The sequence below is a fragment of the Citrobacter sp. SX206 genome, assembly GCF_024181025.1.
Taxonomy (GTDB): Bacteria; Pseudomonadota; Gammaproteobacteria; order Enterobacterales; family Enterobacteriaceae; genus Citrobacter; species Citrobacter youngae.
This window is the reverse complement of the sequence record NZ_CP049738.1, coordinates 1212359-1230580: the sequence shown is the minus strand read 5'-3', so window position 1 is coordinate 1230580 and position 18222 is coordinate 1212359. Positions and strand designations below refer to the sequence as shown.

Genomic DNA, 18222 nt, shown 5'->3' with positions numbered 1-18222 from the left:
ATGAAAACAATCGCCAGATTTTTACCCGGTGATGCCATCATTCGTCTGCAATGCGTCATTATTGTGGTCGTCGCCCTGGTTTTCTCAGCCCTGCTCGGCAGCCGTTTTTTTAGCGTCGCTAACTTCCAGTCGATTGGCTCGCAGTTACCGATCCTCGGCATGCTGGCCCTCGGAATGGGTATGACCATGCTGACCGGCGGCATTAACCTGTCAATTATTGCCGGGGCGAACGCCTGCTCGCTGGTGATGGCGGCGATTATCGTCACCCATCCGGATAACCCGCTGTTTCTGGTGCTGGCGCTGCTGGCAGGGGCTGCCGTTGCGGTGGCTATCGGTACGCTCAACGGCGCGCTGATTGCCTGGGTCGGCGTCTCACCGATTCTCGCCACCCTCGGCACGATGACGCTTATCTCCGGGCTGAATATTCTGCTCTCCAACGGGACGGTGATTTCGGGTTTCCCGACCGCCATTCAGTACCTTGGCAACGCCACGATTGCGGGTATTCCGGTGGCGCTGTTGCTCTTTTTCCTGGTGGCAATCCTGCTATGGGTACTGCTGGAGCACACCACGCTGGGGCGCAGCCTGTATCTCGTCGGTTCCAATGAACAAGCTACCCGCTACAGCGGCGTGAATACCGTGCGGGTACAAATTTCCGTGTACGTTATTTCAGCCCTGCTCGGCTGGGTCGCCGCCATTTTGATGATGGCGAAATTCAACTCGGCAAAAGCCGGATACGGTGAGTCCTACCTGCTGGTCACCATCCTTGCCTCCGTACTTGGCGGCATCAATCCGGATGGCGGCTTCGGACGCATTATCGGCCTGGTACTGGCGCTGATTGTGCTGCAAATGCTGGAAAGCGGCCTTAACTTGCTGGGGGTCAGCAGCTATCTGACGATGGCGCTGTGGGGCGCGGTGCTGATCCTCTTTATCGCATTACAGAATCGTAAAGCCTGATTTCAGGAGAAAAAATTATGGCAAGTTACTTTATTGGTGTGGATGTCGGAACCGGAAGCGCCCGTGCTGGCGTGTTTGATCTCAACGGCAGAATGGTCGGCCAGGCCAGTCGGGCCATCGAGATTTACCGCCCGCAGGCCGATTTTGTTGAGCAGTCTTCCGATAACATCTGGCAGGCAGTGTGTAACGCGGTTCGCGATGCGATTAACCAGTCGGATATCAACCCTATCCAGGTGAAAGGTCTGGGCTTTGACGCGACCTGTTCACTGGTGGTGTTGGATAAAGAAGGTAAACCGCTGACCATTAGCCCGTCAGGGCGCAGCGAACAGAATATCATTGTGTGGATGGATCACCGCGCCATTACTCAGGCCGAGCGGATTAACGCCCTGCATCATCGGGTGCTGGACTACGTTGGCGGTATTATCTCCCCGGAAATGCAAACGCCCAAACTGCTGTGGCTGAAGCAACATATGCCCAACACCTGGGCCAATGCGGGATACTACTTTGACCTGCCCGATTTCCTGACCTGGCGCGCAACGGGCGATGACACGCGCTCACTGTGCTCGACGGTGTGTAAATGGACCTATATGGGCCATGAAGACAAATGGGATGCCAGCTATTTCCGCCAGATTGGGCTGGAAGACTTGCTGGAACATGATGCCGCCAAAATTGGTCGCTACGTGAAAACCATGGGCGAGCCGCTCGGTCATGGTCTTTCTGCGCGCGCCGCCAGCGAAATGGGGCTGATTCCGGGGACCGCGGTCAGCGTCTCGATCATCGATGCCCACGCCGGTACGCTCGGCACGCTCGGCGCGAGCGGTGTTTCCGGCGAGGTGGCGGATTTTGACCGTCGTATCGCGCTGATTGGCGGCACCTCTACCGGACACATGGCGATTTCCAAAGAGCCGCGTTTTATCGGCGGAGTTTGGGGTCCTTACTACTCAGCAGTGCTGCCAGAATACTGGCTTAACGAAGGTGGACAGTCGGCAACCGGGGCGTTAATCGACCACGTTATTCAGTCGCATCCTTGTTACGAAACCTTGTTGACCCAGGCGAAATCTCAAGGGCAGACCATTTATGAAGTGCTGAATGCGCAGCTGCGTAAAATGGCCGGTGAGCCGGAAGATATCGCATTTTTAACCCGTGACATGCACATCCTGCCCTATTTCCACGGCAACCGTTCACCGCGCGCCAACCCAACGCTCACAGGCGCTATCACCGGACTGAAGCTGTCGCGCACGCCGGAAGATATGGCGTTACAGTACCTCGCGACCATCCAGGCCATTGCGCTGGGAACCCGTCATATCATTGAAACGATGAATCAAAGCGGCTACACCATCGATACCATTATGGCCAGCGGCGGCGGGACGAAAAACCCGATCTTCGTTCAGGAGCATGCCAACGCCACCGGCTGTGCGATGCTGCTGCCTGAAGAGAGCGAAGCCATGCTGCTGGGTGGCGCTATGATGGGAACTATCGCCGCGGGCGTGTTCGATACCTTCCCGGAAGCGATGTCGGCGATGAGCCGGATTGGTAAAACGGTTACCCCGCAGACTAATCGCATTAAGCAGTACTACGATCGCAAATATCGGGTATTCCACGAGATGTATCAGGATCATATGAAATACCGCCAGTTGATGCAGGAGGACGCATGAGTAACTCCTGGTCTCAGGCCACCGACGTATTTCAGCTCTATAGCGATGCCCTGGCGGGTCTGGGGCAGCATCTGACTGAACCAGTCTGGCAGTCGCTGATGGCGGAGTTGCGCGGTTGTCAGGGAAAAATCGTCGTCACCGGCGTCGGTACCTCTGGCATTGCAGCGCGTAAAGTCGCGCATATGCTGGCCTGCGTGGAACGTCCGGCGATTTACCTCAACGCAACGGACGCAGCGCATGGCGATCTCGGTTTTTTACGCGCCGACGACCTGGTGATTATGCTGTCGCGCGGGGGTAATTCGGACGAGCTCACCCGTCTGCTGCCCGGACTAGCTGCGAGAAATGTGCCCATCCTGAGCGTGACTGAAAACCCGGATTCGGCCATCGCTAAAGCGTCGAGGCTGGTGATTTCCACCGGCGTCCAGCGTGAGGCCGACCCGCTGAACATGTTAGCCACCACCTCAATTTTACTGGTGCTGGCTATCTTTGACGCCACCTGCGCCTGTCTGATGAACGAAAGCGGCTACTCAAAGGAAACGCTGCTGGCGGTACATCCGGGCGGCGATGTGGGATTAACGCTGAGCCGTGAGAAGTAACGCCAGACAGCTGTTCCGGAGGTAATGAATCTGTTGCCTCCGTCGTATTGCTACGTTCACTTTAGGTTTTTCACTTCTCTGCGATAGCATGTTCATACCTCCCTCCGCCAGCATTCCCCCCTCTGGCATTTTTTTATATCTCAACAAAAGATAAAACAGTGAAAAAACGGATTAACGCGCTGCGTTCCACTCCCGCTATCTGTTCCGCACGTTAAAAATTCTGTGACGCTCTCCAGCATTCCTGGTGGAAAGCATTCCATTCTCCAAATCTATGAGCAAACTTTAGCTATTCTTATCAAACATACTTACGGGGGACCCTACAGATGATGTCAACGCTTGCTCCGCCATCTGTACTTTCCGCTCCCCAGCGCCGTTGCCAGGTACTGCTGACGCTTTTCCTGCCGGGGCAAATCGCTACTACACAAACCTTCAGCAGCCTCAACGGTGTCGATGATGCCACGGTTCAGGAAGATATTATTGGCGCAGGGCTCGAAATCCAGCGCTATCACCGGCTCACGATAGCCACCGCGCAGAATGGTGGCTATGCGATCGAAGGAACCCCGCTAAATCAGCGTCTGTGTCTGTTGCAGTGGCTGCGCCGTGGCCTGCGGATTTGCCCTACTTTTATCGCTCAGCATTTCACGCCCACTTTAAAAATTGCTCTTAAACAACAAGGTATCGCACGTACGCTGTATGACGACACCAATCTGCATGCACTCATCAATCTGTGCTCCCGGCGCTTACAGAAGCCGTTTGAGTGTCGTGACATCCAGTTCCTGCGCTTGTATTTACAGTATTGCCTGCTACAGCACCACGCGGGGATTACCCCGGAATTTAACCCACTCCAGCAACGGTGGGCGCAATCCTGCGCGGAGTATCCGCTCGCCGAGGAAATTGGCCGCCACTGGCAGCGCCACGTCATGCAACGTGCGCCGCTGGGTGAATCGCTGTTTATGGCGTTGTTATTCTCAATGATTCGCATCCCCGACCCGATCCGCGATAATCACCAGCAGGATCGCCGCCTGCGCCTTGCTATTGCGCGGCTGGTGCTGCGTTTTCGCGAGTATGGCAACGTGCGCTTCAGCGACGAGCAAGGGCTGAATGACCAGTTGTATATCCACCTGGCCCAGGCACTGAACCGCAGCGTGTTTGCCATCGGCATTGATAACACGCTGCCAGAGGAGTTCAGCCGACTTTATCCCCGGCTGGTTCGAACTACCCGCGAGGCGATTCACGGCTTTGAAGCGGAATACGATGTCCAGTTTTCAGAAGAAGAGATCGGCCTGGTCGCCGTTATTTTCGGCGCCTGGCTGATGCAGGAGAAGGATTTGCACGAAAAGCAGATTATCCTGCTGACCGGTAGTAACGAACAACTTGAAGCGCATATAGAGCAACAGCTGCGCGAACTGACGCTGCTGCCGCTCAACGTAAAGCATATGCCGATGCAGGACTTTCAAAAAGAGGGAGCGCCGCGTGGCGTAACGCTGATTATTACGCCGTACACCACGCCGCTACCGCTGTTTTCTCCCCCGCTGATTCATGCGGATCTGGCGCTTACGTCTCACCAGCAGCAGCAGATCCGCAAAATCCTTGAATCATAACGTCGCAGGCTGCGCCACCACTTTCGGGCGCAGAACGATTGCCGGGAGCGCCACCAGCGCCATCACCCAGAATACGCCGCTGCCCAGGTTCTGGTACAGATAGCCGGCGAAAACGGTCATGATGGCGATACTGCCGCCCATCGCCACCGCAGAATATACCGCCTGCAGACGAATCACTTCGCTACCCTGGCGTGCCGCAATGTAACGCATCGCCGCCAGGTGGCAGACGGTAAACGTTCCGCAATGAAGAATTTGCACCATAATCAGCCATGGCAGCTCTGTGCTCCAGCCCATCAGCCCCCAACGCGCCACGCCGCAAACGGCGGAAAGCAGCAGAAGATCGCGAGCGCTAAAACGGCGGAACAGCTTGTGGCTGAGCGCAAAAATAATCACTTCCGCCACCACGCCTAATGACCATAAATAGCCCACCGCCGAAGCGGAATACCCGGCAGACTGCCAGTAAATGGCGCTGAAACCGTAATAAGCTGCATGCGCGCCCTGCAGCAGACTCACGCAGGCCAGAAAGCGCCAGCTTTGGGTTATCAGCGCGCGCCAGGCGGGCCATCCCGCGCTCTCCTGCTGACGGTTTTCACCCGCTGGCTGCACGCTCGGGCGAATCATCATGCCCAGCAGCATTGAAGCGGCGCCAAGCGATAACAGGACCAGGATCACCCGATAGTCGAACAAGCTCACCAGTTTGCCGGTCAGCGCGGAACCGATCACAAAGGCCACGGATCCCCACAGTCGCACCCGACCGTAATCCATGGTTATCTGTTTTTGCCAGGTGTTGGCCAGCGCATCCGTCAGCGGTACCAGCGGCGAGAAAAACAGGTTAAAGCCGACCATCACCACCATCAGCCACGCCACGTTAGTCCCCGCCCAGAAGGCCAGCGCAAACACCAACGTCAACAGGGCCAGAATACGTAACGCTGAGATCAGCCGAGAGGGATCGCTCACACGCGGCGCAATCAGCAAGCTACCGAGAAAACGGGCAATCAGCCCCGCGCCCAGCAGTAAACCGATGGTTTCCGGCGTCAGCCCTAACCCTTCGAGCCAGACGCTCCAGAAAGGCAGAAAGATACCGTAGCTAAAGAAGTAGGTGAAATAACCGAGCGCCAGCCAGCGCGTGGAATGCAAAGCCATGAATCCCTCCCGTTTGGAGGCGATAGTCTGGCGACAAACGCAGGCTGGCGCAAGAGAGCATTAACAGGCAGATAACATGATTTTTGCCCTATTCGACGCTAATTTGCATCGCAAAATGGCAGCGTTCTCCCTGCGCTAAAACCTGCAATCCCGGCTGCCCCTGCATGTTGTGGGCATTCACCGGATGCGTTTGCGGCTCCAGGCACAGGAACTCCTCACCCGACATTCTGAACAGCATCAACCACGGAGTTTGCGCTAAAATCGTGACTTTCATCACATCCCGCTGAATAACGGCCCGCCCGCTCCAGCCAGAATATCCGACGTTCAGCCAGCTATCCTCACCGTATTGCGCAAGCATGAAATCCGCCGCTGAAGGGATATCGCGTTGCCATTTCAGCGGCAGATGCTGCTCCCCCTCCGGCCAGTAGCCGCTGGCGGTGAACTGCGCCGTGCTGCGCTTATCAAAGGCGAAAAACGGATGGAACCCACAGCCATAAATCATTGGCTGTTCACCGCAATGGGTGAGCGTCAACGAGGCGTGCAGGCTTGAGGTTTCCAGTTGATAACAAAGCCGCGCCGTATAGTCGTAGCCGCAGGGGTGCCAACTGCGCAACTGCAGCAGACAACCGCTTTGGGTGACGGTGATAACCTGCCAGCGTTGCAGCCAGCCGTCACCGTGCAGGAAAAAGGTGTTATCTGCGCCATGCTGAGGTAAAACCACCTCTTCACCGCGCAGCATAAAACGATTTCCCGCCACCCGATTCGCGACCGGCAGCATCGGGAACAGGCCGCAATCACCAGGCTGCTGACCATGACCTTCGCGTAAAATGGCCTGTTGATGTTGTAACGAAACCAGGCTTAATAGAGAAGCGCCCTGCGGATCGACGCACATCCGCAGATGTGCATTTTGTAGCGTCAGCAGCCCCTCCATTAGCGGGCGCTTCGCGGTTGGGTTGATGCACCAACTTTCGTATGCTGCGCCGCCAGCTGTTCTTCCAGTGCTTCCAGCGTCACGCCTTTGGTTTCCGGTACATTACGCAGAACATAGATGAAGCCCATCGCGCAAATCACACCGTACAGCAGGAAGCTTCCCGACGCGCCCAGACTCGCATTGAGCAGCGGGAAGGTATAGGTCAGCAGGAAACAAGCAATCCACAGCGCCAGCGTCCCCAGCGACATTGCCAGCCCGCGCACGCGGTTGGGAAAAATTTCTGATAGCAGCACCCAGGTCACCGGCGCCAGCGTCAGAGCATAAATCGCGATTGCCGCCAGCACCAGAACCAGAACCGGCCAGCCCATAATGCCCAACCCGTACGCCCCGGCAATCAGTACGTAGATAACCGTCAATCCTGACGCGCCGAACAGCATCAGTTTACGACGGCCAATTTTGTCCACTAACGGCAGAGCGGCAAGGGTAAAGACCAGATTGATGATCCCTGTCGCCACGATCGATTTTAACGTACCGTTGATGTCGAATCCGGCAGAGGCGAAGATCTCCTGCGCATAGTTGAAAATAACGTTGATCCCACACCACTGCTGGAACACTGCCAGCACCATGCCAATAATCACGATCGGTTTGATCTGCGGTTGTAACAGCGTTGACCACGCGACCTTGTGATTATCTTTTTGCAGCGTATGTTCAATCTCTTTCAGCGTTTGCCCGGCATATTCCGCCGAACCAATGCGCTGCAGCATGGCACGCGCACGATCGGGTTTGCCCGCTTTCACCAGCCAGCGCGGCGATTCAGGTACAAAGAACATCAGCACCAGGAAAATTACCGCAGGCACTAATTCAGCACCAAACATCCAGCGCCAGCCTGTCTGACCGTTCCAGCTTTCAACAATTGCCTGCTGCGTAGCGCCTGTGGCAACAGGTTCGGCAATCATCAGGTTGATAAGCTGCGCCGCCAGCACGCCAATGACGATGGTGAGCTGGTTAACGGCCACAAAGCGACCACGCTTTTCAGCGGGGCTGACCTCGGCGATATACAGCGGACTTAGCGCAGACGCCAGACCAATACCCACGCCGCCCACAATGCGATAGACAATAAACATATCGAAGTTACTGGCGACGGCGGTTCCCCAGGCGGAAGCGCTAAAGAGGATCGCTGAGAGAATCAGCGGCATTTTTCGGCCAAATTTATCGGCGCACCAGCCGGAAATCAGCGCGCCAAAGATACAGCCAACCAGCGCGGAACTCATCGCCCAGCCGGATTGCGCCGGATCGGTAATCGAGAAATATGCTTCATAGAAGGGTTTTGCCCCGCCGATCACCACCCAGTCATAGCCAAACAGTAAACCTCCGCAGGCCGCAACCAGGCAGATAGTCCAGACGTAACCAATCTTTAAATGTGTCTGCGCGTTATTCATTATGATTCCTCTTTCAGGGAAACGCAGGGTACAGTAGGTTTCGGGTGAGGTTCCCCCCACCCGTTTCGGGTGTTACTGGAAAAGCCTTACGTTAATGGCGTGACGCAGCAGTAATGCCTTGTCATGTGCCGGATTGAGTTGCAGGAGTTCATCAAGTTCACGCTGACAGGCTGCGCTATTTCCTAGCCCCAGATGCCCGAGCGCATTGATAAACAGGCAGTGTTGCTGGTGTTTTGCTTCTGCTGAGGTATCCAGCACCACCAGGTCGGGTAGCGATACGGCAAAGAAATCGACATCCGGCACGTTGTCGTGATGCGACTCAACCCATTGCAGGAAGCTATTGAACAGAGCGTCCGCCTCTGCATCATCGCCAAGTTTTCTCTGCGCCATACCCTGCCAGAAGAGATAGTCCACTGGCTGGTCGTTGTAGTAACGTCCGGCATCCAGTGAGCTTCCGCCTCGCGTCGCACGGGAGAAGTAGCGCTGAGACTCTTCGAAATGGCCTTGCAGCTGCGCGCAATACCCCAGCAAATACCAGATGTCGTTATCCGTTTGCCCTGGCAAACGGCCTTCCCCGAGGTTTTGCGGATAGTGCAGCGCCTGTTGCAGTTGCGTAATAGCAGTTTGCGGGTCGCCGGACTGCACGGCAGCCAGCGCGCGATGTAATTGATTAAGCAGATATTGCCCGGTGGCTTTACCTTCACCGCCTTCCCACGGATGGAACACCCGCTCACGTAATACTGCGGCGGCATCGTCATAGCGCCCCAACCCATTCCACAAGCTGAGCAGTTCCACCGTCAGATCATCACGCAGGAAGACAATCTCTTTACTGGCTTCCAGCCGCTGCAGGCGCTGTTCAGCCGGTTGTGCCATCAGCTTGTTGAGATAGTCGAGTTCAAACAGGAAGCGGGCATTTTGCGGCTCCAGCGCCACGGCTTGCGACAGATACTGTTTCGCCTGCTGCGCATCGTGCAGTTTGTTCCAGGCGTAAATCCCCAGTAAACGATGCGCCGGAGCGAAATCCGCTTCCTGCGCAAGCGTGAACTGCCAGCAGGAAACCGCCTCGGCATAACGCCGTTTGCTGTACCAGAAACAGCCGAGTAAATAGCGGGCAAAAGCGCTTTGCTCAAGAGTTTGCAGCATCTGCACTTCATCCAGCGTATTGGGGAAACGCACGCGGTTTTGCAGACACTCACGAGCACGTTCAATGAAGGGTTGTGGATTATCGCTCAGCGAGGCGCGCCACAGCATCGGCAGCGTTTCCTGGCTGTCGAGCAGTTCCAGCACGCCACGGGCAGCATCCTTTTGCCCCAAAGAGGTCAGCCAGCCTGCCAGTTCACACGCGTTGGTCCCGCGACGCCCGGTAATCGAGATCAGCGCAAGCGCTGTCGCCTCGTCCTGGCAGATAGCCCAGCGCGCATAGTGCAGGGTATAGCTCAGCGGATAATCCACCAGCTGTTGGCGAATGTAGTCCAGCGCTTGCGCATTGCGATCAAGCTTTGTCAGCGCCAGCGCTTTCAGTCCCATCGCCAGGTTATTACTGCCGTTAAAGCGCAGGCTCTGCTCCACCTTTTCCAACGCGCCAGCGTAATCCTGACGCTTCATCGCCAAACGCGCTAACGACCAGAAAGCCGCATCCCGGCAGTTGCCGCTCCAGCTGGCCTTATAATAATTATCCCACGCGCTGTCGTCGTCGCCCTGACGTTCCTGTGCGGCGGCCAGCAGCATACTCGCCTCGCCATCACGCGGATTTTTATTGAGCTTATGCGCCCGCTCCAGCGCCTTGCCGGCACATTGTGCCGCCAGCGCCCAGTCGGCGCGGTTTAACGCCAGCGTCCCCAGGGCCACATTATTGCGGTAATCCAGCGGATCAACGTCCAGCGCGCGGCGATAATAATCTTCGGCATAGCGACTGGCATGGTTGTACTGCTCCAGATGCTGACCAATAAAATAGAGTTCATCGGTATTAGAAAGCACTTCTGGCAGCGCTGGCGCGACGGCCGCCGATGGCAGTGGTAACTCTTGCGCGATGTGCTCTTCGTACTGCAAAAGCGTAGTGCCATCGGCGCCAGTGACAGTCATCGTTACCCGCGCATGGTTATCGTCAGACACATCAGCCAGCCAGCTTTGTCCGGGCTCCAGGGTCAGCGTATGCTCATAGAACGGTTGTCCATCGGCAGAAAGCGTAATCTGCACGTCGTGCAGCGGCGCAATCGCATAAACGCCCACAGAAAGCTGGTTACTCTCACGTACCAGACGAAGCGCCAACTGCGTACTGGCGTTTTGCACCATGCCCAGTTCGCTGTAGGGCAGGAAGTTTTGTACGAAGACTTTCTCTTCGTACGGCGCAAGCCAGGTGAAATCCGGCTGGTTGTCGGTAAAGACCCCGGTCATCAGTTCAATATAAGGACCGTTGTCATCGGTAAGGTTACGATCCCAGGCAACGCCAAAGTCGCCATAGCCCCAGGTCCACTGTTTTTTCCCTGGCGAAACGTGGTGGTCAGCCACATGTAGCAGCCCGCCTCGCTCACCGTGATGCCATGCACCAACAAAATCATAATCTGATTTTTCAGCCATGTAGGAGGTCGGTACCGGCACGTTTTTGTAGCGCGAGATATCCACGCCAGCCGAGTAGTCCACTTTATAGTATGTGCCGGTGGCGATAGGAAACGCAGAAACATCACGCTTACCGTGGTCAAATACTGCGGTCACATCCGGCGGAAACACGCTCTGGTGGTCGTCGCCGCCCTTCACCGCTGGATTCGCCCACCATAAAAAATGGCGCGGCGTAGCGTTACCGTTAAACACCTTCCCGGTTATCTCGATCAGGGCGCGATCCGGATACAGCGTAAATCCGGTCATCACCTGTAAACCGCGCATAGGTTCTACCTCACCCATCCATACGGTATATTCGCCGTGTTCACCCTGTTGCTGCGTAAAATCCACCGGCATAAAAGTGGTTGGGCGATGATGCTGCGGCCAGTTAAATTCAATGCCACCAGAGATCCACGGCCCAAGCAAACCAACCAAAGCGGGCTTCACCACTTCGTTGTAGTAGACAAAATCGCGCTGCTGTACTTTGTCATACGCTCGATGAATACGCCCGCCTAGCTCCGGCAACAGCATGACGCGAATGAAGTCATTCTCCATCCACACCGCCTTGTAGTCGCGCATTTCACGTTTGCCGGTCAGCGTATCAATCACGCCATACGGATACACCGCGCCAGAAGATCCCTGATAAACCCTTTTCTCCAGAAACATGGGGTTAGCGTCTTCTTCACCCGCCGTCCACGTTGGGAGGGTGATCGTTTCTTGCCAGACTTTAACTGAACCGTACATGCCGCTCTCCACTCAATAAACAAAAGTAAAAATTCAACTTGATGCTATTCTGCGGCAGTTAAGTGGCGCTAAAATGCGCAATGCTCACGCAATACAGTTAAGGGAGTTAAGTGAATGCAGCGTTCGGGGTTCAACAACGCCAGGGTTCGTCAGGCGAATAAACAGATCTTTTTGTCGCACCTGTGGCGGGAAAAGCAGCTCAGCAAGTCACAGCTGGCGCAGCTCACCAGTCTGTCGATCCCGGCGGTCAGCAATATCCTCGAAGAGCTGATGGATGAAAGGAGAATCAGCCACTCGCGAGAAACCTTAAGCCAGCGCGGTTTGAGCAGCGGCAGTTATCATTTGCCAGAAAAAGGCGCATGGACGCTATGTATCAACGTCACCCCTACCAGCATCACCAGTCAACTGGCAGACGCACGGCTGGTTGCCATCGGCGACTGGCGTCATGAGGTCATCAAGCCGGAAACGCCCAAAGCGCTGCTGTCGGCCCTGGCTACACACTGGCGGGAATACCGTCGACAATTTCCCGAGGTCACGATTAATCTGGCGCTCGGCGTTCACGGCCAGGTTGATCCAATCACCGGCGCATCAAAAACCATGCCCCAGGCACCGTGGAAAACACCGGTGGAAATAAAATATCTGCTGGAGGAGATGCTCGGCGTTCAGGTCCGCCTGGACAATGACTGCGTGATGCTGGCGCTGGCCGAAAAATGGCAAAACCCAGCGGCTAACGGTGATTTTTGCGTGATTAACGTTGATTACGGCATTGGCTCATCGTTTGTGATTAACGACAATATCTGGCGCGGTAGTCTGTATGGCAGCGGCCAGATTGGACACACCATCGTTCATCCCGATGGAATTGCCTGTGACTGCGGTCGCTATGGCTGTCTGGAAACGGTGGCGTCATTGAGCGCGTTGAAAAAACAGGCCCGCGTGTGGATGAAATCGCAGCCGACGTCCCTTTACGATCCGGAAACACTCACCACCGACCAGCTTATTACAGCTTGGCAGAACGGTGATGTTCGTATTCAGGCCTGGGCCGAACATGCCGCCAGCGCCATCGGGTTAAGTTTATATAACTTTCTGAATATACTGAATATTAACCAGATATGGTTGTACGGCCGTAGCTGCGCTTTCGGCGATAGCTGGCTTAATACGCTGGTGCAGCAAACGGGGTTTAACCCATTTGATCACGGTGATAACCCGCGCGCCAGGGCGACTCAGATAAGTTTCGGCCAGCTCAATCGCGCCCAGCAACTCATGGGAATTGGCTATCTTTATGTCGAGTCACAGCTCAGCGAGTTGTAACCATTACTCCGCAAGGCTCACCGCTAAACGTTCATGCACCGTGGCGATAAAATCGGTCAGTGCCGGTTTGAGCGATCCTTTTTTCCACGACATCAGCAGCGCAATAGTCGGGGCATCGCCAGCAATAGGGCGAAAAACCACCTGTCCGGTATTAAAATTATTCATATAACCGGGTATCAAAGTGACCCCCAGCCCCATACCGACCAGGTTCATCGTCACCAGAATATTGGTCGCCACCTGCACAATATTGGGCTGGCTTTTCTGCTGCTGAAACCAGTTTTTGACAATCTTCGCTAATACGCCGGAATAAGCGGGATCGGTGCTGACAAAATTGACACCGTTCAGTTGCTGTGCCGATATCGCCTGTTCACTGGCTAACGGATGGTTAACCGGTAGCACTACCACCAGCGGCTCATGAATGAGCTCCAGATACTCCAGTTCCGGGCTGTACACCGGGTGGCGCATTAAGCCAACATCCAGCTCCCCACTCAGGATCTTCTCTTCCTGCTCGGTGGTTATCAGACTCACCAGTTCAATGTGCGTATCCGGCTGCTTTAAACGAAACAAGGGCAGCACCTTCGGTAGCAAATTCACCTCTGCGGAAGGGACAAAACCAATGGCAAAATGGTTGTCTTCCTGCACCGTTTTACGAGCGCGAACTTTGGCGTTTTCCGCCTGCTCGAGGATCGCCAGCGCATCCTGTAAAAAGCACTCACCGGCCGCCGTCAGCGCAACTTTTCGCTTATCGCGCACCAGTAACGAAACGCCTACGCAAGTTTCCAGATCGCGGATCTGACTGCTTAACGATGGCTGGGAGGTATGCAATTTTTCTGCCGCCCGGGTGAAATTCAGCGCCTGCGCCACCGCCACAAAATAGCGTAAGTGCCTCAGTTCCATGCCCTGCTCCTTGTTATCGAAAAAATGTCTCAACTGGTAGAAATTTACTATTTCACAGATTGATAACTAACCAGCAACATCCTTATGGCACAAAAAATGAAGGTCAATACATCTTAGCTTTCAGGATTAAAAAATATGACCACACCCTCAAATTTAGACATCTACCAACTGATCGACACGCAAAACGGTCGCGTAACCCCACGAATTTATACCGACCCTGAAATTTACCAACTGGAGCTGGAACGCATCTTCGGACGCTGCTGGCTATTTCTCGCCCACGAAAGCCAAATCCCCAAACCCGGTGATTTTTTTAACACCTACATGGGCGAGGATGCGGTGGTGGTGGTTCGCCAGAAAGACGGCAGCATTAAAGCGTTTCTCAACCAGTGCCGCCACCGCGCGATGCGCGTCAGCTACGCTGACTGCGGCAATACCCGCGCCTTCACCTGCCCGTATCACGGCTGGTCTTACGGTATTAACGGCGAGCTGATCGACGTCCCACTGGAGCCGCGCGCTTATCCGCAAGGTTTATGCAAATCGCATTGGGGACTGAACGAAGTGCCTGGCGTCGAGAGCTATAAAGGGCTGATTTTCGGCAACTGGGATACCAGCGCACCAAACCTGCGCGACTACCTCGGCGACATCGCCTGGTATCTCGACGGCGTACTCGACCGCCGTGAAGGTGGCACCGAAATCGTCGGCGGCGTCCAGAAATGGACCATCGACTGCAACTGGAAATTCCCCGCCGAACAGTTTGCCAGCGACCAGTATCACGCGCTGTTCAGCCATGCCTCTGCGGTGCAGGTGCTGGGGGCGAAAGACGACGGCAGCGATAAGCGCCTCGGCGACGGTCAGACCGCCCGCCCGGTGTGGGAAACCGCCAAAGACGCACTACAATTCGGCCAGGACGGCCACGGCAGCGGCTTCTTCTTTACCGAGAAACCGGACGCCAACGTGTGGGTCGACGGTGAAGTCTCCAGCTACTACCGCGACACCTACGCGGAAGCCGAAGAGCGTTTGGGCAAGGTTCGCGCCCTGCGTCTGGCTGGTCACAACAACATCTTCCCCACGCTTTCCTGGCTCAACGGTACCGCCACGCTGCGCGTCTGGCACCCGCGTGGGCCGGATCGGGTTGAAGTGTGGGCGTTCTGTATTACCGATAAAGCCGCCTCTGATGAAGTGAAAGCCGCGTTTGAAAACAGCGCCACGCGGGCTTTTGGCCCCGCCGGGTTCCTGGAGCAGGACGACTCGGAAAACTGGTGTGAAATTCAAAAACTGCTCAAAGGCCACCGCGCACGCAACACGAAATTGTGTCTGGAAATGGGGCTTGGCCAGGAGAAACGTCGTGAAGACGGCATTCCGGGGATCACCAACTACATCTTTTCGGAAACTGCGGCGCGCGGTATGTACCAGCGCTGGGCCGATTTGCTCAGCAGCGAAAGCTGGCAGGACGTGCACGAGAAAACCGCCGCGTACCAGCAGGAGGTGATGAAATGAGCGCGTTAGTTTCTCTCGAACTGCATCATCGCATCAGCCAGTTTCTGTATGAAGAAGCGCGTCTGCTGGACGACTGGCAGTTTCGCGACTGGCTGGCGCAGCTGGATGATGACATTCGCTACACTATGCGTACCACGGTCAATGCTCAGACCCGCGACCGTCGCAAAGGCGTACAACCGCCGACGACGTGGATTTTCAACGACAACAAAGACCAGCTCGAACGCCGCATCGCACGGCTGGAAACCGGCATGGCCTGGGCAGAAGAGCCGCCGTCGCGTACCCGTCATCTGATTAGCAACCTACAAATCAGCGAGACTGATCAACCGGACGTGTTCGCCGTGCGCCTCAACTATCTGCTGTATCGCGCGCAAAAAGAGCGGGACGAGACGTTTTACGTCGGCATGCGCGTGGATAAAGTCCGTCGTTTGCCGGGCAACGAGTGGCGCTTACTGGCGCGCGAGATCGTGCTGGATCAGGCGGTTATTACCTCCCATAACCTGAGTGTACTGTTCTGATGAGTCGTATTTATGCCTGCCCCGTAGGGGATTTGCCGGAGGGTGAAGCCCTCCGGCTCGACACCTCGCCCGTCATCGCGCTGTTCAATGTTGGCGGCGAGTTTTATGCCATTAACGATCGCTGTAGCCACGGCAACGCCTCGATGTCGGAAGGTTATCTGGAAGACGATGCCACCGTGGAATGCCCGCTGCATGCGGCCAGTTTTTGTCTGAAAACAGGCAAAGCGCTATGCCTGCCCGCCACCGATCCGCTAACCACCTACGCAGTATATGTGGACGGTAGCGATGTATTTGTTGATATTCCAGAGGACGCCCGATGAGCGATTTACGCGATAACGTGGTTTTTATTACCGGCGGCGGTTCCGGCCTCGGCCTGGCGCTGGTCGAGCGCTTTATTGAAGAAGGCGCGAAGGTCGCTACGCTCGAACTGTCGCCAGCCAAAGTCGCCAGCCTGCGCCAGCGTTTTGGCGAACATGTATTGGCGGTAGAGGGCAACGTCACCTGCTACGCCGACTATCAGCGTGCGGTCGATCAGATCCTCACCGTGTCTGGCAAGCTGGACTGTTTTATTGGCAATGCGGGCATCTGGGATCACAACGCAACGCTGGTGAACACCTCTGCTGAAGCGCTGGAGAGCGGCTTTCACGAGTTATTTAACGTCAATGTGCTGGGTTATCTGCTGGGGGCGAAAGCCTGTGCCCCGGCGCTGATCGCCAGCGAAGGCAGCATCATCTTTACCCTGTCAAACGCTGCCTGGTATCCCGGCGGCGGCGGGCCGCTGTACACCGCCAGTAAGCACGCTGCTACCGGGCTGATTCGCCAGTTGGCCTACGAGCTGGCGCCTAAAGTGCGGGTGAACGGCGTCGGTCCGTGCGGTATGGCCACCGATCTGCGCGGCCCACAGGCGCTGGGGCAAAGCGATACCTCAATTATGCAGTCACTGACGCCGGAAAAAATCGCCGCTATTTTGCCGCTACAGTTCTTCCCCGACCCAGCCGACTTTACCGGGCCATACGTGATGCTGGCGTCGCGTCGCAACAACCGCACCTTAAGCGGCGTGATGATCAATGCCGATGCCGGGCTGGGTATTCGCGGTATTCGCCACGTCGCCGCTGGTCTGGATCTCTGAGGAGGCGTTATGCACAACAAAATTATTGCTATCGTCGGCGGTGGACAGGCCGCAGCGATGGCGGCGGTAGCACTGCGCCAGCAAGGGTTTGACGGCGAGATACATCTGTTCTCCAATGAGCCGTATCTGCCGTACGAACGCCCGCCATTGTCCAAAGCTATGCTGCTGGACGACGCACCACAGCTACAGCCGGTGCTAAACACGGCCTGGTGGCAGGAAAAAAATGTTCATCTGCATCTGAACGTGACTATCCAGACGCTCGGCCGCCAAACGCATCAGTTGGTGCTGGCTGACGGCCAGGTTTATCCGTGGGATCAGCTATTGATTGCCACCGGTGCCGCGGCCCGTCCTCTTCCGCTGCTGGATAAACTGGGCGATCGCTGCTTTACCCTGCGCCACGTTGACGACGCGACTCGTCTGCGAGACGCTTTACTCCCCGGTAAATCGATTGTGATAGTCGGGGCGGGCACCATTGGTCTGGAACTGGCGGCCAGCGCGACCCAGCGCGGCTGCCGGGTAACCGTAGTGGAGCAGGCGCCAACGGTGATGGGCCGCAATGCGCCTGCTCCGGTGCGCGACTACCTGCTTGCCCGCCACCAGCAGGCGGGCGTACGGGTGTTACTCAACAGCGCCATTGAACACGCCGAAGCGGGAGAGTTTCTCTCGCTGACGCTGCAAAACGGCGAAACTCTCACCGCTGATACGGTGATCTACGGCATCGGTATCGTGGCGAATGATACGCTGGCCCGCGACGCCGGTCTGGAGACGGCAAACGGCATTATCGTTGATAGCGCCTGCACCACCGCCGACCCGGACATTTTCGCCGCCGGTGACGTTGCGCTGACGCATCAGCCCGACGGTTCGTTGGCGCGTGTAGAAAGCTGGGAAAATGCCAATATCCAGGCACAAATTGCCGCTGCCGCAATGCTTAATTCGCCGTTGCCGGAGAAGACACCAGGCTGGTTCTGGACTGACCAATACCAGGATAATTTGCAGTTCATTGGCGAAATGCAGGGAGATAGCTGGCTTGTACGCGGCGATGCTGATGCGCAGAAAGCGATATGGTTTAACCTGCAGGATGGCGTGATTGTCGGCGCAGTAACGTTGAATCAGGGCCGAGAAATACGTTTACTGAGAAAATGGATTCAGGCAAAGAAAAAGCCACCCATGGCGGCTTTAGTCGATGAAACAATCTTGCTTAAGTCAATATAACTGCCG

General features: G+C 56.0%; 15 protein-coding genes. 10 read left to right on the top strand and 5 right to left on the bottom strand.

Annotated elements, in window-relative coordinates:
- From G8S19_RS05975 to csiE, 4 genes are all read left to right on the top strand, one after another.
- On the top strand, positions 1–954 hold the full coding sequence (locus G8S19_RS05975; RefSeq protein ID WP_003037658.1) for an ABC transporter permease: 954 nt from the start codon (positions 1–3) through the stop codon (positions 952–954).
- Positions 955–971: 17 nt separating this feature from the next.
- Positions 972–2609: an FGGY-family carbohydrate kinase gene (locus G8S19_RS05970; protein WP_253686305.1), complete on the top strand. Its 1638-nt coding sequence runs from the start codon at positions 972–974 to the stop codon at positions 2607–2609.
- The gene (locus G8S19_RS05965) at positions 2606–3205 is read left to right on the top strand and encodes an SIS domain-containing protein (protein ID WP_253686303.1); all 600 of its coding nucleotides are present in this window, start codon (positions 2606–2608) and stop codon (positions 3203–3205) included. Before G8S19_RS05970 ends, G8S19_RS05965 begins: the two co-directional genes overlap by 4 nt.
- A gap of 323 nt (positions 3206–3528) precedes the next feature.
- Positions 3529–4806 (top strand): stationary phase inducible protein CsiE, encoded by a 1278-nt coding sequence (csiE, locus tag G8S19_RS05960; protein WP_253686301.1) that lies wholly within the window; start codon positions 3529–3531, stop codon positions 4804–4806.
- Here csiE and G8S19_RS05955 read toward each other — a convergent pair.
- The 4 genes from G8S19_RS05955 to G8S19_RS05940 form a co-directional block, all read right to left on the bottom strand.
- Complete coding sequence (locus G8S19_RS05955) at positions 4801–5949, bottom strand: 3-phenylpropionate MFS transporter (RefSeq protein ID WP_253686299.1); 1149 nt, start codon at positions 5947–5949, stop codon at positions 4801–4803. The two genes, csiE and G8S19_RS05955, sit on opposite strands and share 6 nt — an antisense overlap.
- An 88-nt stretch (positions 5950–6037) precedes the next feature.
- Positions 6038–6880, bottom strand: a complete 843-nt coding sequence (locus G8S19_RS05950; protein ID WP_253686297.1) for an aldose 1-epimerase — start codon at positions 6878–6880, stop codon at positions 6038–6040.
- Positions 6880–8319: a sugar porter family MFS transporter gene (locus G8S19_RS05945; RefSeq protein ID WP_253686295.1), complete on the bottom strand. Its 1440-nt coding sequence runs from the start codon at positions 8317–8319 to the stop codon at positions 6880–6882. The genes G8S19_RS05950 and G8S19_RS05945 overlap by 1 nt, the downstream gene beginning before the upstream one ends.
- A gap of 72 nt (positions 8320–8391) precedes the next feature.
- Positions 8392–11658 carry a DUF5107 domain-containing protein gene (locus tag G8S19_RS05940; protein WP_126320150.1) on the bottom strand — a complete coding sequence of 1089 codons (3267 nt, stop codon included), beginning with the start codon at positions 11656–11658 and terminating at the stop codon, positions 8392–8394.
- Between the two features lie 114 nt (positions 11659–11772).
- Between G8S19_RS05940 and G8S19_RS05935 the strand changes: the two genes are divergently transcribed.
- Positions 11773–12966: an ROK family protein gene (locus G8S19_RS05935; protein ID WP_124022100.1), complete on the top strand. Its 1194-nt coding sequence runs from the start codon at positions 11773–11775 to the stop codon at positions 12964–12966.
- A gap of 3 nt (positions 12967–12969) precedes the next feature.
- On the opposite strand, the gene hcaR is transcribed toward G8S19_RS05935, so the two are convergent.
- On the bottom strand, positions 12970–13863 hold the full coding sequence (gene hcaR / locus G8S19_RS05930) for a DNA-binding transcriptional regulator HcaR (protein ID WP_124022099.1): 894 nt from the start codon (positions 13861–13863) through the stop codon (positions 12970–12972).
- A gap of 135 nt (positions 13864–13998) precedes the next feature.
- Here hcaR and hcaE point away from each other — a divergent pair, with 135 nt between their 5' ends.
- From hcaE to hcaD, 5 genes are read left to right on the top strand one after another with little or no spacing between them, the layout of a single operon-like run.
- Positions 13999–15360: a 3-phenylpropionate/cinnamic acid dioxygenase subunit alpha gene (gene hcaE, locus G8S19_RS05925; RefSeq protein WP_048210906.1), complete on the top strand. Its 1362-nt coding sequence runs from the start codon at positions 13999–14001 to the stop codon at positions 15358–15360.
- On the top strand, positions 15357–15875 hold the full coding sequence (hcaF, locus tag G8S19_RS05920; RefSeq protein ID WP_219351764.1) for a 3-phenylpropionate/cinnamic acid dioxygenase subunit beta: 519 nt from the start codon (positions 15357–15359) through the stop codon (positions 15873–15875). Before hcaE ends, hcaF begins: the two co-directional genes overlap by 4 nt.
- The gene (gene hcaC / locus G8S19_RS05915) at positions 15875–16195 is read left to right on the top strand and encodes a 3-phenylpropionate/cinnamic acid dioxygenase ferredoxin subunit (protein ID WP_061068352.1); all 321 of its coding nucleotides are present in this window, start codon (positions 15875–15877) and stop codon (positions 16193–16195) included. Before hcaF ends, hcaC begins: the two co-directional genes overlap by 1 nt.
- Positions 16192–17004 (top strand): 3-phenylpropionate-dihydrodiol/cinnamic acid-dihydrodiol dehydrogenase, encoded by an 813-nt coding sequence (gene hcaB, locus G8S19_RS05910; RefSeq protein WP_253686293.1) that lies wholly within the window; start codon positions 16192–16194, stop codon positions 17002–17004. Before hcaC ends, hcaB begins: the two co-directional genes overlap by 4 nt.
- Positions 17005–17013: 9 nt before the next feature.
- Entirely contained in the window at positions 17014–18216 is a 1203-nt protein-coding gene (hcaD, locus tag G8S19_RS05905) for a phenylpropionate dioxygenase ferredoxin reductase subunit (protein WP_253686291.1), read from the top strand.
- The last annotated feature ends 6 nt before the right edge of the window (positions 18217–18222 follow it).

Excerpts from the sequence above, each read along its gene's own strand:
- G8S19_RS05940 (WP_126320150.1), bottom strand. The coding sequence starts at position 11,658 with ATGTACGGTTCAGTTAAAGTCTGGCAAGAAACGATCACCCTCCCAACG.
- hcaC (WP_061068352.1), top strand. The coding sequence starts at position 15,875 with ATGAGTCGTATTTATGCCTGCCCCGTAGGGGATTTGCCGGAGGGTGAA.
- G8S19_RS05970 (WP_253686305.1), top strand. The coding sequence starts at position 972 with ATGGCAAGTTACTTTATTGGTGTGGATGTCGGAACCGGAAGCGCCCGT.
- G8S19_RS05935 (WP_124022100.1), top strand. The coding sequence starts at position 11,773 with ATGCAGCGTTCGGGGTTCAACAACGCCAGGGTTCGTCAGGCGAATAAA.
- G8S19_RS05955 (WP_253686299.1), bottom strand. The coding sequence starts at position 5,949 with ATGGCTTTGCATTCCACGCGCTGGCTGGCGCTCGGTTATTTCACCTAC.
- hcaE (WP_048210906.1), top strand. The coding sequence starts at position 13,999 with ATGACCACACCCTCAAATTTAGACATCTACCAACTGATCGACACGCAA.
- hcaD (WP_253686291.1), top strand. The coding sequence starts at position 17,014 with ATGCACAACAAAATTATTGCTATCGTCGGCGGTGGACAGGCCGCAGCG.
- G8S19_RS05965 (WP_253686303.1), top strand. The coding sequence starts at position 2,606 with ATGAGTAACTCCTGGTCTCAGGCCACCGACGTATTTCAGCTCTATAGC.
- hcaF (WP_219351764.1), top strand. The coding sequence starts at position 15,357 with ATGAGCGCGTTAGTTTCTCTCGAACTGCATCATCGCATCAGCCAGTTT.
- G8S19_RS05975 (WP_003037658.1), top strand. The coding sequence starts at position 1 with ATGAAAACAATCGCCAGATTTTTACCCGGTGATGCCATCATTCGTCTG.
- hcaB (WP_253686293.1), top strand. The coding sequence starts at position 16,192 with ATGAGCGATTTACGCGATAACGTGGTTTTTATTACCGGCGGCGGTTCC.
- hcaR (WP_124022099.1), bottom strand. The coding sequence starts at position 13,863 with ATGGAACTGAGGCACTTACGCTATTTTGTGGCGGTGGCGCAGGCGCTG.
- G8S19_RS05945 (WP_253686295.1), bottom strand. The coding sequence starts at position 8,319 with ATGAATAACGCGCAGACACATTTAAAGATTGGTTACGTCTGGACTATC.
- G8S19_RS05950 (WP_253686297.1), bottom strand. The coding sequence starts at position 6,880 with ATGGAGGGGCTGCTGACGCTACAAAATGCACATCTGCGGATGTGCGTC.
- csiE (WP_253686301.1), top strand. The coding sequence starts at position 3,529 with ATGATGTCAACGCTTGCTCCGCCATCTGTACTTTCCGCTCCCCAGCGC.